We start from the raw sequence: 14,556 nt of genomic DNA on the forward strand, positions 1-14,556 counted from the left end.
AAAGTAAAAAAGAGGCTGTCGCAAAAAACAGCCTCTTTTATTTATTTCTTTACATCTTCCAGTGACGCTCCAAAATTAATATGCAATACATTTCCATTAGGAGTAACCAGAGCAGGAACAGATTGTACACCTGCCCTCTCAGCTGCCTTGATCTTGTCTGTGTCTTCTCCCAAATGAATGATTTCTACATTTTCAACGCCGATAAGGTCGATGATATCGTGTTCCGCACTAAGACATACAGGACATCCTGCATGATAAAAAACTGACTTTTTCATTATGGATATTTAAGGTTTTTAATAATTATTTTTAATTCTTCAACTTCTTTTTCCGGTAAAGGTTTTAGAGGGCTTCTTAAGTTTCCGCCTTCTTCGCCCAAAATATTAAGACCCGCTTTTACTGTTCTTGGAAGTCCTTTAGCCACAATGAATTTGAGTAATTCAACTTGCTTGTAAAAGATATCCTGCGCTTCTTTTAATTGGTTATTTTCAATGGCATTATACAAGCCTATAGTGAGTTCAGGAATTAAATTAGGTGCTGCTGTACACCATCCTTTTGCTCCTGCAGCAAATGCAGCAAGTGCTAACGGATTTGAACCATTATAGAAAGCAACATCTTCGCCCAGCTCTTTTCTCAGATAGTGCATTCTCTGGATATCTCCTGTACTTTCCTTGATCATGGTAACATTAGGGATTTCCAGTAGTCTCTTTAATAAAGCAGGAGACATATCTACTCCACCGGTTGCAGGATTATTATAGGCCATAATAGGGATGGATATTTTGCTTGCTACCGCATCATAATGAGCAACGATTTCATCTTCTGTTAGTTTCCAATAGCTCATCGGAATAATCATTACTGCATCAGCACCTGCTTTTTCTGCAAACCGGGCATGATAAACCGTTCTTTCGGTCGTGAGATTAGAAACTCCTACAAGGGTTGGAATCCTTCCGTTTACCTGGTTTATTGTAGTTTCAGTAATTGCCTCTTTTTCCTCATCGGAAAGATATGGCAGTACTCCTGTACTTCCTAAAGGAGCAATACCATGATTTCCTGATATTACTAATCTTTCAACAAGTCTTTTAAAGAGTGGAATATCTATTTTCTCGTTATGGTCAAAAGGAGTAATGGGATACGCAATGATCCCTTTAAATGGAACATTTTTCATGTAATTTCTTTTTAGTTGATATTAATAATCTAATGCAAAGACTTCAAATGGATAATATTGATCTTTATAAATGACAAATATGCTGTAATGTGTGTTTTTTTGAGTGCCATTTATGCTTTGTATCAATGAAATTTACTTCCTAATCTCTTCCTTCTTCTTCTCTTAGTGCAACTCCTAAATTCTGTAATTGGGGTGCATTTTCACAGGCAATATATTTAGCCGGTTCCGTATCACTCAAATTTTGATGCTTATGCCATCCCCAAGATGGAATATACACTGCATCACCTGCTTGCCACTCCACTTTCTCACCTTCTATTTCTGTCCAGCCTTTTCCTTCGATAACATACAATACAGTCTCATAAGTATGGCGGTGTTTATTGGTTTGTTGCCCAGGTAGCAAACCTCCGATGGTCATACTCACATTTTTACTGGGTAGATCGACAAAGAATACGGGATGTTTTCTTTCGGTTGAAAATTGATCGTGTTCACCAGCTTTTTCTACATTTTTATGAATGAGGTGACTTGGTTTTTGGTACTCGGGTCTGGCAAAAGTTTTGTGAAAGTCTTTTGAACTGAATTTTTCATTTTCCATGATTTAAAAAATTTAATGTTTCTTGCATTATTGCTTTACAAAAATATTTTATATTTGGACTAGTTAAATGATTCAGTTTTAATAAAAATAGATAGTCCAGATGTTGCGTCCTTGGAAATTGGAATTCAAAATAGATAAGAAATTAGCAAAAGCAGTATATCTTCAAATTGCAGATACTATAATTGCAGACATACAATCCGGAAGGTTAAAAGCAGGAGATGCTCTTCCGGGAAGCCGTATTCTTGCATCTATGTTGATGGTCAACAGAAATACCATAGTTGAAGCTTATCAGGTCTTGATCAATGAAGAATGGGTAATCTCAAAAGAGAGAAAAGGAATTTTTGTATCTGATCAATTGCCCTCGTTAGGTATAAGATTTAAAAATGATAAAAAAGAGACCAGCGAGAATACAAATTCTGCTGATCCATTTTTAATCAATTTTGATGATGGTCATCCGGATAGTAAAATAGCGCCTATAACTGAACTCGCGAGGGCTTACCGGCAAATATTCAACAGAAAAGCCAAATGGCAGATGATGGGCTACACTGAGGTACATGGAGATATCGAATTCCGTAAGGCCATCTCCCAGATGCTCAATCACCAAAGAGGAATGAATACCAATGAAAATGAAATTTCAATTACCAGAGGAAGTCAGATGGCCATGTTTCTTACCGCAAAAAGTCTGCTAAATCCTGGTGATCATGTAATTGTTGAAAATCCTGGTTATAAACCAGCCTGGAAAGCTTTTGAACATGCTGGAGCAAAACTTTTACCCATATCAGTCGATCATGAAGGCTTAATGGTGGAAGATATTATGAGACTTTTAAATAAGAAAATAAAAATAAAAGCTATTTACGTAACCCCTCACAGACAGTATCCTACTACGGTTACTTTAAGTTTAGCTCGAAGATTGAAATTGATTGAACTTTCAAATGCACACGGGATTACCATCATTGAGGATGACTATGATAATGAATTTCATTTTGGATATCGTCCTATTCTTCCACTTTCAAGTTTTCCTGAATTAAACAATTACGTCTACATTGGAACGATGAGTAAAGTTGTCGCTCCGGCATTAAGAATCGGATATTTAGCTACTAAAAATCAGACACTTCTTCAAAAAATAGGCGAACTACGAAAAATAATAGATGTACAGGGGGATGTTATTATGGAACAGGCTGTTTTGCAGCTTATAAAGGATGGAGCTGTTAAAAAGCACATAAAAAAAGCAACGATCCATTATAAAAATAAAAGAGATTTTGTACATGACCTTTTAAAAAGACATATAAATGAGCATGCAAATTTTAATCTACCAGATGGTGGATTAGCTTTCTGGATTGTACCTAAAGTAAATATAAACTGGGACAATGTAACTGTTTTACTACTAGATAATAATATTAAAATAATACATCCTGAGAGATATAGCTTTAAAGAGTCCGTAAACGGATTCAGATTAAGTTATGGTTCACTTTCTGAAGACCAATTGGAGCAAAGCATAAAGATCATTGGGCAAATATTGAGTGGTCAAAAATAGAATGGCTCTCCTATTGGAAAGCCAATTTAAATAAGAATTTCTATACAGATATTCTTGTAAGTTTAACATTAAAAATTTTTAACCAAGCCAATTCCAACATTCCCCTGTTGATAAAAAGGCATTATCATGGTTTGTGATTTTTCCTTCTTACCACCCAAAAGGCTATTTATTTTTGGATATAACCAATATGCTAATTCTGTAGATAAAATACCAAAACCGGCACCACCTACTACATCTCCAAACCAATGCTTATTATTTAACATCCGGTATACTCCCGTAAAAACAGCCAATGAATATCCTGAAATACCTAACCAGATATTGGTGTCTTTATGTTCCCTGAACATAAACTGGGCAGAAGCAAAAGCCATTGCAGTATGACCGGAAGGAAAAGAAAGGTTATTGGAACCGTCCGGCCTTTCCTCCTTGGCAATATGCTTAAGAGGCATTACAATGGCAGAAGAGATTAACAAAGAAGTTCCATAGATAATACTTCGGTCCCTGAAGTTATGTTTTCCTTTTATTCCTGCGGCATTTAAACCATAAACAAGAACAGCTGGCGCAAATTGAGTGTAATTATCCAATCTTATATGATCAGGTTTATGTTCACTGATTTCGTACTGTGTTGAAGAATTCAGGTTTTTGAGCTCTTTGATTCCTAAGCTTGCAACACCATAGGTAATTAGTGCCGCCGGTATGATAAGTTTTTTATAAGTAAACTGATGGCTTGTATCATTCCTATCCAATGGTAAGGGAGCAGATGTACTGTCTTTAACAGTAATGACAGCCAAACTATCCTGAGCATTGATATTTTGAAAGCTTGCGAAAATTAAAACCAAGCTTACGATTAAACTTTTCATTTGAATTTTATTGAATTAAAATTTATAACTGTATCCCAATCTGACAACCTGAGTTTCATAATAATCATCACTGGTATATCTGAATCCGGCACCCTGTATTTGTTTTTTTATGACCATTGTATTCAATAGATCGGAAGCATTAAGAAACAATTCTCCCTTACCATTTTGAATTGACTTTTTCATACCCAGATCCATCGAAAATCTTGAACCTATTCTTCCCTGCGGAATAATATCAGGAGCTAGATAAACTGCAGTAAGCTGTGCACTGATCCCCTTAGAAAATTTAAAAACATTATTTAATTTTATATTTCCTGAAATAGCAGTCTGTTGATCAGCAGAAAAAATATTCGGTCGTGGATATAGATTTTCAACGGTAAAAGCATTGATCTGATTTCTGTACATATTTCCGTTGATATTGAAAGAGTAAACTGATGAAATCTTTTGATTCCAGATCGCTTCAATTCCTGAATTGTAACTTTTTCCTGCATTCTGAAATATGGCATATATCAGTGTGCTTTCAGGAACAATACTTGAAATTCTGGTAATCGTTCCATTTGAAAAACGATGATAAAATGAGGAATATAAATAGCCATTATCCCAATTGTACTTATATCCCAACTCTATTGAATTTGTAAATTGAGGCCTCAGTCCCGGATTTCCTACTTTAATGATTTCAGCATCATCATATTTAGGGAATATGCGGATATCTACTTCATTAGGACGGTCTACTCTCCTGTTATAAAATATAGAAAATTTATTCCGGTCATTTAGTTTATAGGCAACCCTAAGGTTGGGAAATGGTTGCGTGTAGTTATATCCACTACTTGTATAAGTTGGGTGGTTAGGATTTACATCATATTGAATTCTTACATATTCCATTCTTAACCCCAATTCAGCTTCCCATTTTTTATTTTCAAAAACATAATTACCATATATAGCCGGAATTAATTCTTTATAATTTGCCCATCCTCCGGCATTAGCGTCGATCACAGAATTTATTCCTGGTATAAAATTCATATTTGTAGGAATACTTCTGTTTCTCAGTTTAATACCAGCTTCAATTCGTCCGTATTTAAGAGGTTTTACATAATCAATATTAAAGTCATACACCTGTTCGTCAGATAAAAGCTTAAAAGCATCAGTACCTGAAGATAAGGGCAGAAAATTGTCGTAGAAATACTTTTCATCTTCCCTATGGAATGTATAATTAAAACCAATATTCAAGAGATGCCCGGCTTCTTTAAACTTATGCTGATAGGCCGCAGTAGCCATTACGGTAGTTTTCAGTTCATCTTCTAAAAATTGCCATAAACGGAGCCTTTGAGAAAGGCCACCATTAAAAAATGGCTGATCACCCTTGTCTGTAATCTTTTCACTTCCATAAAGCCCTGAAATGTTAAGCGTGTTCTGACTGTCAATATTCCAGTCTATCCCTGATTTTGTTGTCAGAAAATTAGTATTTCTGTTTCTTTTTAGCTGAGAGTTAATAACTGTTCCATCATCATAAGTACGGGTTACAAATTCGTTTTTATTAAGTGTTTCTGTGTATAAATTATCAGCCTGTAAAAAGACATTTATTTTGTTTTTCCTGTAATTAAGGGAAACAGAAGGATTTATTTTTGGAGTTGTCGTATACTGTGGTCTGATCGTTGGAAGATTTTGTTTTCTTTCCCAAAGAGAACCTAATCCCAATGTTAATCCCACTTTACCATTCCAGCCATTTTGTTTATTTTTCTTCATAATAATATTGATAATTCCGGCATTTCCATTGGCATCATACTTTGAAGATGGATTATTAATGATTTCAATTTTATCAATAGCTGAAGCAGGAATATTATCCAAACCGGTCTGACTTCCAAATCCTGTTAAGGCAGTTTGTTTACCCTCAATTAAAACCGTTACCTTATCATTTCCCCGCAGCTGAATTTTACCATCCTGAACGGTAATACCGGGTAGATTCTGCATGCTTTGAAGTACAGATCCGCCATTCTGACTGATATTATCGGCAACAGAATAGGTTTTCTTATCAAGCTGATTACTTACCTCGTTTTTTCTACTGCCTGTTAGCACAACTTCTTCAATTTTTGTCTCCTTAGCATTACTATTTGATTGAAGTTCTATAGGCGGAATATCCAGGAATTCTGAAAGACTGCCAATAAAAAGAGACTGGGTATGGGAATTATAGCCTGCCATAGAAATTTCTATCAGATAATTTCCTGGTTTTATTTCGGTAAGAGCAAATCTACCCTCTTCATTAGTAATTGTTCCGGAAATAAATACACTGTCTTTAGGAGATTTTAAAACAATGCGGCTGTAAGGAAGTCCGGAATGATTGGTATTGCTTACAATCCCTGAAACAGTTACTGAGGAAACCTGAGCAATGGCAAAAGAGGAAAACAACAATACTATTGAAAATATGAACAGCTTGATTCTAATCATTATTTTTAGTCTTTAATCTCTCTTAAAAATTTTCCGTCATTGTCAAAAATTAGGTCCTTTCCATTTACCTCTGCCTCATAAGTTATAATACCTTTTGAATCTTTTATTTTTGCAGCCTCTTTTATTTTCTGATTAGGATAGTTTTTAAGAATGAATTGTTTAATTGATGCAGAAAGAGCATTAACATTGATAGGGACTTCTGTTTCGATAATGTTTCCTGAAGCATTGAACAAAACGGATTGCTCCAATCCTTTTGATAGGAATCCCGCTTCATAATTGTCCTTTTCTTTTTCCCATTTTACTTTTTTAGCTTCCGGATACTGTTTCTGTAATGCAGAAGTAACAGACACCGGAACACTTTTATGTTGGATTTTTTGCGCATGTATTAAAACAGCACCGGCAATGACTGTTAAAAGAACCACTAATTTTTTCATTGTATTACATTTTAATTTATGATACAATGATCGGATATGATTTAGAAGAAATTTAGAATATCTGGTCTTGAGATTTCAAATTCTTTATCTCTTTATGCGAAATAAGGATCATTAAAAACAATAAGGCCAACGATACTAAGGATGCATTAAGAGTTCCAAGATCAAGCCCACCCTTTAAAATGGGTTTAGTAAGGAAGTCACCGAATGTAGCGCCAAATGGTCTCGTAAAAACAAAAGCAATCCAAAATAGGAGAACATGATTAATTTTTGTGAAATAATGAACTAGAATAACGATAAGAATAATTATTCCGGTGACAGACGCTCCAGTTAGGTAAGTTAACCCCAAATTGTCGCTCAGAAAATCACCAAATGCCGTTCCCAGACTATTTGAAAAAAGAATTGCTATCCAGTAATATATTTCCTTAGACTTTTCAAAAATAGGATATACTTCAAGATTTTTATATTTTCGGTACCATAGGAAAAGGGTTGTTAAAAGCCCAGTGATAAGGAGTAAACTTCCCAATAGATATCCGGTTTTTAATGTTCGGTCTATAAAATCAGAAATTTCTGTACCCAATGTTGTTGTTCCCACAATGACCAGCCAGTAAACAATAGGAATATATCTTTTTACCTTTAGCTGAATGGATATCGTGATGATAAAGAGTAAAAATGTGATAAAAATTCCAACTGTATAACCAAAATTAAGGGTCATAGAAATAAAATCACCCAGAGTCTCCCCCAAAGTCGTAGCCGTTATTTTCATCAACCAGAAAAGAAGACTTATCACAGCTACTTTATTCAGTGTTCTCATATTTTTTTATTCAAAGTTCATCCTCAATTTTGTAGATATTTCGAATAAAATGAATAATAGAAAACGAGCCTTAAAATTTTATAAAGAAAGTATGTTGATTATCTTTAAAGTAATAATCTAAGATCCATCCCTGATGAGTACAGATCTCTTTTACAATAGCTAACCCTAACCCACTCCCATTATGATCTGTAGATGCTTTTGAAAATCTTTTAAACAGATTGTCTCCATTTAATGAAAAAGATCCTGAATTAGAAATCATCATCTGTTGCTGAGAAAGTTCGATCCTTGATGTTCCATTAGTTGACGTATGTCTTACTACATTAATCAGAAGATTGTTAATAAGAGTTTCAGTTAAAGTCCTGTTTCCGGTAGCATATACACTATCCATAATTTCAGCCTGAATCTCAATATGCTTTTGATCAAAATGCTCCTTCAATATTTCCAGACTTTGATGAAGCAGTTCGCTTAAAGGTAAATTTTCATTTTCCGCAAATTGGAGATTTTCAATTTTTGCAAGTAATAAAAGATTTTTATTAATCCTCGAACTTCTTGTTAAGGCCCTGTTGATCTCTTCAGCAATCTGATACTGTTTCTCAGTAAGATCTTCATTTTGCATTAAAATATCAAGTTTATTTTTGATAATAGCTAAAGGAGTCTGTAATTCATGAGAAGCATTTTCAGTAAATTCCTTTTGAGTTTTATACACTGAAACATTATGTTCTATCAGTCTTTTTAATGATAAATTCAATTCTTCAAATTCAATAATATCTGTTGAGTCAAATTCAATTTTGTTTTGAGTGTTAAGATTGAAAGTCTTTAACTTTTCTAATGTATTTCTAAAAGGTTTCCATATAGAAGTAGAAAGTTTTCGATTTAAAAATAAGAGTCCTAAAACAATCAGCATAAAGAAAAAAACAGTGATAGCAGCAATAACAGCAATTGTCTCATGGGATTCTTCAATATTAGTTTCTACTGTAAATAAAAAGGGTTTATGATTAATATAAACTACTTTTTTTAGACATCTGTATCGTTCTATTTCGGGCTTATCTACGAATGTTTTTTGTTTTTCTACTGTAAAGGTTTGTTCTTTTTTTAAGGAATTAAAAGGAATTTGTTCAATATTAGTTCCAGGCTGAATTTTGTTCCATAGAAGAACACTTTTTTCGAGTTCTGATTCCGAGAGATTCAAATGATTAAATTCAAAAGCGGTCTTTTCTACAATAGTAATATTGTGCTCGTCCAATTCCCCCTTCCAAATGGCATCCACAACCCAATAATAAACAGGAATACTAATGATCAATATGATAAGCACATAGATCAGAAAAGGTTTTGTCGTTTTACTTAGAAGTGGTTTCAATGGAGTTTACAGTTTAGAAATTAGAAATAAAATTACAAATTATTGAGAATGATAGTCTTCTCTCTCATTAGTCCCTGCTTCCCATTTATATCCTGTTCCATAAACTGTTTTTAAATAATGTTCACAGCCTGCATCATAAAGCTTTTTCTTCATGTTTTTCACATGTGCATACACAAAATCATGATTGTCAAGCATATCAGCGAAATCACCTGAAAGATGCTCTGCTAAAGTACTTTTAGAAATTACTTTATTTTTATTTCCTATGAAATAAATAAGCAGATCAAATTCCTTTTTAGTAAGAGCCACTGTTTTATCGTTAATTAATACGGTTTTAGCAAGAAGATCAATTTGCAGTTCATTTTGCTTAATGATATTCGAATTGTTAAACTGCTTTCTTCGGATAATAGAATAGATCCTGGCCATTAGTTCAGAGAGATGAAAGGGTTTGGTAAGATAATCATCAGCGCCCAGCTGTAAACCTTTGATCTTATCATCCAATGCATTTTTAGCAGAGATAATAATCACACCATCCTGCTTGTTCTGTTTCTTTAATTCTTCTAATATGTTCAGTCCATTACCATCTGGAAGCATAATATCCAATAAAATACAGTCATATTGAAACAACTCTATTTTATTCATTGCTTCGTGAAACGTGGTAGCAAATTCACATAAATAACTTTCCTCTGAAAGATATTCAGCGATGCTTTTTGCCAGTTCAGTTTCATCTTCTATGATCAGTATTTTCATTGGACCAATTTACAGATCCAATTTAGAAGAAATTTTGAATATAATAAAATAGCTGTAAAATATTAATGAAATTAATTTTTTGATGGCTGAAAGTTGATTTTACTGAATTTATTTTAAGATCAATACTTGGTTAAGTTCACTTTTAAAACATCCCAGAATAAATTCTGTAAAATATAATTGAGCATCTAGAGCTTGTGTTTTATGATGTAATTCCAGTCTTTTCGTTAAAATAATTTCGCCTTTATATGAAAAAGAGAAATAGCAGAAAATTTTATATGATGAACTTCTTACAGGAGTACAGTAACCTGTAATAGCAATGGACCAATCCGTTTCAAATGATTTTGCAACATTTAATGCCATCGTTTCTGCTATATTTTCTGATACACAATCGTATACTTCTGCCTCCTCCTTATCTATATTGAGAAATTTTACTTTTTCAGACATTGTATAAGCCGTGATTCCGCCATTATAAAACAATGAGCTACTGGGCATTTGCGAGAAGGCAAGTTGCAATAATCCTGAAGTTACACTCTCTGCTACAGATATCGTTTCCCCGGTGGTCAGTAGGGACTGACTGATGTATTCAAGTAAATTTTGTTGAAACTGCATAATCATAATTTTTATGTGATTGGTAATACCCTTTACTTAAACGCTAAATTTTCTGCACTTACAATAACTTTAAATAATACTTTGATTTACAATATATTAACCTATCTCTAATGGTTAGATCTGATTAAAGTATTCTCACAAAACAATCATGTAATGACATAACTATTTGTAAACATCAATTTATTACTCAATGTTTTTTTAAGTATTAAAGTAGCATTTATCCTGAAATAGAATATCAAAGATAGATCAACCAGCTTCCCATTCTTATGATTTGAGTCATGTTTCTAATAGAGGATTCTTCTATTTTCAAATTTTAATAGATTTTCCTTGCCCATTTTTTTTAAAGTTCTGATAACGGTTTCTACCCTTAAACCCGTTAAATTTGCAATCTGTTGACGGGTAAGTTCTATAGGGAAACCAAACTGACAGTCATTTTCAGAATAGCTCTTTAGATACTCCATTAATCCTTTAAGTCTTAATGTTGGATTTTGATAAGCCATATACTGTGTCATCAATACTTTATAATATAATCTTTGAGAAAGACAGGCATTCATTCTTAAGGAAACCTCAGGATGCATTTCCAATAGTTTCAGGAAATTATCCTTTGATATTCTAATGATTTCTGATGATACTAAAGCGGTTGCATCAGTTGGATAAACTTTATCCAAAAAAAGTAATGAATCTCCAAAACTCTGATTTTTACCCAGAATATTTTGAATGAATTCTTTTCCTTCCTCATTGTAATTATTAAGTTTTACTTTGCCTTCAGCAATTTGAAAGTAATGAAGAGCATGATCATTTTCTTTAAAAATCAATTCTCCTTTTTTGTAGGTTTTATTTTCAGCACCAAAAGAATATAAAATCTCATGGTCAATGTTCATACAGCTAATTGTTTTCATAATCTTGTTTTTATCACTTAGAAAAAGAAAAATAGTAAAAATCATTGATTAATACAAAGGTTTTCATTAATCTAAGATAATAGGAATTTTCCAGTATTGGCTATTATTAAAAGGCTATTAATACAAAAGCCACACCATCATCTTCGAATAGGTTTTAGGTAATTTTAAAGTTAGAAATTAAATTTTTGTAAACTTTTTGTAAACAGATTCTCACAATTAACTTCCAATGAAGCATTTACCTGTTAACATTGGTTTTAGAGGGAAATGCTATGATTTTAGAAGTATGAATTATGATTAATTTCGCATCCTGTTTGCTGATTGGTTTAAAAATAAATCAGCTTAAAAAAGAAAGTATGACTTCCAATTTAACAAAAATCTCTACGCTCATTTTATTTGTATTCTCTCTACACGGATTTGCACAAAATCCTAAAGTCCATTCTCACAATGATTATGAGCAGAAGATACCATTCTGGTATGCGTTGGGATCTGGAGCATCCTCTATAGAAGCTGATGTATTTCTGGATAATAATGAGCTGTATGTTGCTCATCATGAAAATGGAATCAAAAAGGAAAGAACACTAGATGAATTGTATCTGAAACCCATCGAGAAAGCTTTAGAACTTAATTTAGCTTCCGATCGCCCTATTCAGATTCTCATTGATATTAAGACTGATGCTGAGCCAAGTCTTCAAAAAATTGTTTCAGAAATCCAGAAACATCCCAAGATTGCCAATCAAAAACGCTTTACTTTTGTTATTTCAGGGAATCAGCCTAAACCGGAAAAATATAACTCTTATCCCGATTTTATAACATTTGATTATCAGAGTTTAGCAGATCTATCTCCAAAACAATGGCAAAAGGTAGCTATGATCAGTCAGGATTTTAAAAGATATTCAAACTGGAATGGTAAAGGAGGTTTAATGATTGATGACCTCCCTAAAGTACAGGATATTATAAAAAAAATTAAAGCATTCAAAAAACCAATACGTTTCTGGGCTACTCCGGATTCAAAAACCTCTTGGGAATTTTTTGTCAATGCAGGGGTTGACTACATTAATACGGATCATCCAAAAGAATGTGTGACCTATGTTCAGAATTTAAAAGACCATACATTTAAAAACAGTCTTTTTTCTGAGATTTACCAACCAAAGTTTTTGTATGAAAATAAAAATGAACCGGTAAAAAATGTAATCTTACTCATTGGCGATGGAAACGGACTTTCTCAAATTTCCGCATCTGTTCTGGCTAATAAAGGACAGCTGACACTAACACAACTGAGGAATATCGGATTCATTAAAACAACGGCTGTAGATAATTTCACCACAGATTCAGCAGCCGGTGCTACGGCATTTGCAACCGGTAAAAAAACAAACAACCGTTTTATAGGTGTGGATTCTGAAGGAAAGTCTATACAAAACCTTACGGAGGTGCTCTCTGAAAAAGGATTTAATACAGGGGTCATTACTACAGACGAAATTGTAGGAGCCACACCTTCGGCATTTTATGCACATCAAAGAGACAGAGGTATGGAAAAAGAGATAGCTTCTGATCTTAGTAAAAGTAAATTGACTTTCTTTGCTGCAGGTGGCAAATCAAAAGTCTCTGATCTGTCAGGTTTTTCCAAAGTAGATCAGCCGAAAGATATTGCCGAAAGCAAATCCCCACGATTAGCTTATTTTATGTCAGAAAATGGTGTTCCATCAGTTTTAAATGGCCGTGGAAATCTTTTACCAGAAGTCGTTCAAAATGGTTTACAGTTTCTTAAAAATAAAAATAAACCTTTCTTTATAATGATAGAAGGTGCGCAGATCGACAGCGGTGGTCACGCCAATAATGTTGGAACAATCGTTACCGAAGGAATTGATTTTGATAAAGCGATTAGTCAATCAATACAGTTTGCTGATCAGAATCCCGGAACTTTAGTGATCATTACTGCTGATCATGAGACTGGTGGATTCAGTATTCCTCACGGTAATCTAAAAAACAGTATGATTGAAGGTGACTTTACTACAGAAGACCATTCTGCTACGCTAATTCCCGTATTTTCTTATGGTCCAAAAGCTGATCTTTTTATGGGTGTTTATCAGAATAATGAAATTTTCCATAAAATTTTAAAAGCCCTGAATATAAATAATTAATAAAATAACCTGGTAATATAAAAAGACCGCCTCACCTGCGGTCTTTATTTTTTATAAAATAGATTATTTAGCGAACTTTTTTGTTCCTGCAACACACAGAATTACGCCAATCGTTACTCCAAGCATGCCTATGCTTACGGGTTCATGAAGAAAATATGCCGCTAAAGCCAATCCAAAAAATGGCTGCAATAGTTGTAATTGACCTACTGTACTTATTCCTCCTTGTGCTAGCCCTTTGTACCAGAAAATAAAACCAATGAACATACTGAATAAGGAGATATAAGCCAGACCAAACCATGCTTGATTGCTCACAACTTGAATATCTTTAGGAAAATATATAAAAAACAATGGAATCATTAAGGGTAAAGCGAGGATCAAAGCCCACGAGATCACTTGCCATCCACCCAATGTTCTGGATAATTTCGCTCCTTCAGCATAACCTAATCCACATAAAATTACAGCTGCCAACATCAATATATCGCCTATCGGAGAGGCGGAAATTCCTTGTGAAACAGCAAATCCTATAACCAACAGGCTTCCTACAATAGAGAAAAACCAAAATACAGGATGAGGACGCTCCCCACCCCTGAATACTCCAAATACAGCTGTTGCTAATGGAAGCATTCCCAAAAATACAATAGAATGCGCAGAAGTTATATACTGAAGTGCTAAAGAAGAGAGTAACGGAAAGCCGATAACACAGCCTATGGAAACTAAAATCAAAGGTAATATCTGTTCTTTTGCAGGTCTCTTTTCCTTATAAATTAGAATAACAGCCAAGGCAAGTATCCCAGCGATTGCTGCTCGTGCGATTGTTACAAAAATAGGACTCATATCCATAACAGCTAATTTTGTCGCAGGTAAAGATCCACTAAATAACAATACTCCGATGAAGCCATTAACCCATCCATTGACTGCCTGATCTTTTGAAATTTTATTTGTAATCATTTTATATTTTTTGAATAGGTCAAAATTAT

General features: G+C 33.8%; 14 protein-coding genes. 2 read left to right on the top strand and 12 right to left on the bottom strand.

Annotated elements, in window-relative coordinates:
* Positions 1–41: 41 nt before the first annotated feature.
* The 3 genes from J7E44_RS02100 to J7E44_RS02110 form a co-directional block, all read right to left on the bottom strand.
* Positions 42–275 (bottom strand): thioredoxin domain-containing protein, encoded by a 234-nt coding sequence (locus tag J7E44_RS02100; RefSeq protein WP_214825084.1) that lies wholly within the window; start codon positions 273–275, stop codon positions 42–44.
* Positions 275–1,162, bottom strand: coding sequence for a dihydrodipicolinate synthase family protein (locus tag J7E44_RS02105; RefSeq protein WP_214825087.1), 888 nt, complete (start codon positions 1,160–1,162; stop codon positions 275–277). Before J7E44_RS02105 ends, J7E44_RS02100 begins: the two co-directional genes overlap by 1 nt.
* Positions 1,163–1,301: 139 nt before the next feature.
* On the bottom strand, positions 1,302–1,754 hold the full coding sequence (locus tag J7E44_RS02110) for a cupin domain-containing protein (protein WP_214825090.1): 453 nt from the start codon (positions 1,752–1,754) through the stop codon (positions 1,302–1,304).
* Between the two features lie 100 nt (positions 1,755–1,854).
* Here J7E44_RS02110 and pdxR point away from each other — a divergent pair, with 100 nt between their 5' ends.
* Positions 1,855–3,288, top strand: a complete 1,434-nt coding sequence (gene pdxR, locus J7E44_RS02115; protein WP_214825093.1) for a MocR-like pyridoxine biosynthesis transcription factor PdxR — start codon at positions 1,855–1,857, stop codon at positions 3,286–3,288.
* A 68-nt stretch (positions 3,289–3,356) separates the two neighbouring features.
* On the opposite strand, the gene J7E44_RS02120 is transcribed toward pdxR, so the two are convergent.
* The 8 genes from J7E44_RS02120 to J7E44_RS02155 all read right to left on the bottom strand — a co-directional run bounded on the left by J7E44_RS02120 (position 3,357) and on the right by J7E44_RS02155 (position 11,441).
* Positions 3,357–4,145 (bottom strand): phosphatase PAP2 family protein, encoded by a 789-nt coding sequence (locus J7E44_RS02120; RefSeq protein WP_214825096.1) that lies wholly within the window; start codon positions 4,143–4,145, stop codon positions 3,357–3,359.
* A gap of 15 nt (positions 4,146–4,160) precedes the next feature.
* Positions 4,161–6,584, bottom strand: a complete 2,424-nt coding sequence (locus J7E44_RS02125; protein WP_214825099.1) for a TonB-dependent receptor domain-containing protein — start codon at positions 6,582–6,584, stop codon at positions 4,161–4,163.
* Positions 6,585–6,589: 5 nt separating this feature from the next.
* On the bottom strand, positions 6,590–7,018 hold the full coding sequence (locus J7E44_RS02130; RefSeq protein ID WP_214825102.1) for a PepSY-like domain-containing protein: 429 nt from the start codon (positions 7,016–7,018) through the stop codon (positions 6,590–6,592).
* Positions 7,019–7,070: 52 nt separating this feature from the next.
* Positions 7,071–7,829, bottom strand: coding sequence for a COG4705 family protein (locus J7E44_RS02135; RefSeq protein WP_214825105.1), 759 nt, complete (start codon positions 7,827–7,829; stop codon positions 7,071–7,073).
* A 70-nt stretch (positions 7,830–7,899) separates the two neighbouring features.
* Positions 7,900–9,186 carry a sensor histidine kinase gene (locus tag J7E44_RS02140; protein WP_214825107.1) on the bottom strand — a complete coding sequence of 429 codons (1,287 nt, stop codon included), beginning with the start codon at positions 9,184–9,186 and terminating at the stop codon, positions 7,900–7,902.
* Between the two features lie 39 nt (positions 9,187–9,225).
* On the bottom strand, positions 9,226–9,933 hold the full coding sequence (locus J7E44_RS02145) for a response regulator transcription factor (RefSeq protein WP_214825110.1): 708 nt from the start codon (positions 9,931–9,933) through the stop codon (positions 9,226–9,228).
* A 108-nt stretch (positions 9,934–10,041) separates the two neighbouring features.
* The gene (locus J7E44_RS02150; RefSeq protein ID WP_214825113.1) at positions 10,042–10,542 is read right to left on the bottom strand and encodes a CinA family protein; all 501 of its coding nucleotides are present in this window, start codon (positions 10,540–10,542) and stop codon (positions 10,042–10,044) included.
* A gap of 284 nt (positions 10,543–10,826) precedes the next feature.
* The gene (locus J7E44_RS02155) at positions 10,827–11,441 is read right to left on the bottom strand and encodes a Crp/Fnr family transcriptional regulator (RefSeq protein ID WP_251040453.1); all 615 of its coding nucleotides are present in this window, start codon (positions 11,439–11,441) and stop codon (positions 10,827–10,829) included.
* A gap of 353 nt (positions 11,442–11,794) precedes the next feature.
* Here J7E44_RS02155 and J7E44_RS02160 point away from each other — a divergent pair, with 353 nt between their 5' ends.
* Entirely contained in the window at positions 11,795–13,579 is a 1,785-nt protein-coding gene (locus J7E44_RS02160) for an alkaline phosphatase (RefSeq protein WP_214825120.1), read from the top strand.
* 63 nt (positions 13,580–13,642) lie between these two features.
* On the opposite strand, the gene J7E44_RS02165 is transcribed toward J7E44_RS02160, so the two are convergent.
* The gene (locus J7E44_RS02165; RefSeq protein ID WP_214825122.1) at positions 13,643–14,527 is read right to left on the bottom strand and encodes a DMT family transporter; all 885 of its coding nucleotides are present in this window, start codon (positions 14,525–14,527) and stop codon (positions 13,643–13,645) included.
* Between the last annotated feature and the right edge of the window lie 29 nt (positions 14,528–14,556).

It is taken from the genome of Chryseobacterium sp. ISL-6, from assembly GCF_018613715.1.
GTDB lineage: Bacteria > Bacteroidota > Bacteroidia > Flavobacteriales > Weeksellaceae > Chryseobacterium > Chryseobacterium paludis.